Genomic DNA, 547 nt, shown 5'->3' with positions numbered 1-547 from the left:
CGATGAATCGGTCTATATAAGCCGACTGCTTGACTGCTTCATTTGTGTTCTGCATAAGATTCCAGCATGTGTATGGCTCTCCGTCCTTCATACCGAAGTTAGGGTCTGCCACATAGTTCTTCACCATCGCATTCACGGCTTGATCGCCGATGGTAAACGATGGATGGAGTTTCTGTTCTGCGACAGGCAGGTTTTGCAATAAGCGTAATCTGCCCACGATATTACAGAATTGTGTCTCTGTGATAGGAGTACTGTGTAGGTTCTCCAAGAGACGGAGTGTGTCTTCTTTGTGAGGGTCGAATGAGCGGAATAGTTCAAGAGACTTCTGCATAATGTCAGCCTCTGTGAGACATTCGATTGTTCCGCTGTTTCCGTCACACGTCAACATGAGATTTGAACATACTCTCACACGCCAGCCTGCAAAAATATGAAACTTCTGTGGACTCTGACGGTTGTAGAGCTTGTCTTCTGACAGACTTCTTACGCCTCCTATAACAAGGTGTACTGTCTGTCCATTGATTTCACGAGTGATATTCTTGACTCGACA

1 protein-coding gene is annotated in these 547 nt (G+C 45.7%); it reads right to left on the bottom strand.

The window, feature by feature from the left end; translation table 11 throughout:
* Nucleotides 1-547, bottom strand: a 547-nt coding sequence (locus CIK99_RS05730; protein WP_144007910.1) for a DUF3871 family protein, incomplete at both ends; no start/stop codon positions are given.

It is taken from the genome of Prevotella sp. P5-92, from assembly GCF_002251245.1.
GTDB lineage: Bacteria > Bacteroidota > Bacteroidia > Bacteroidales > Bacteroidaceae > Prevotella.
This window is presented reverse-complemented; position numbering and strand designations above follow the sequence as displayed.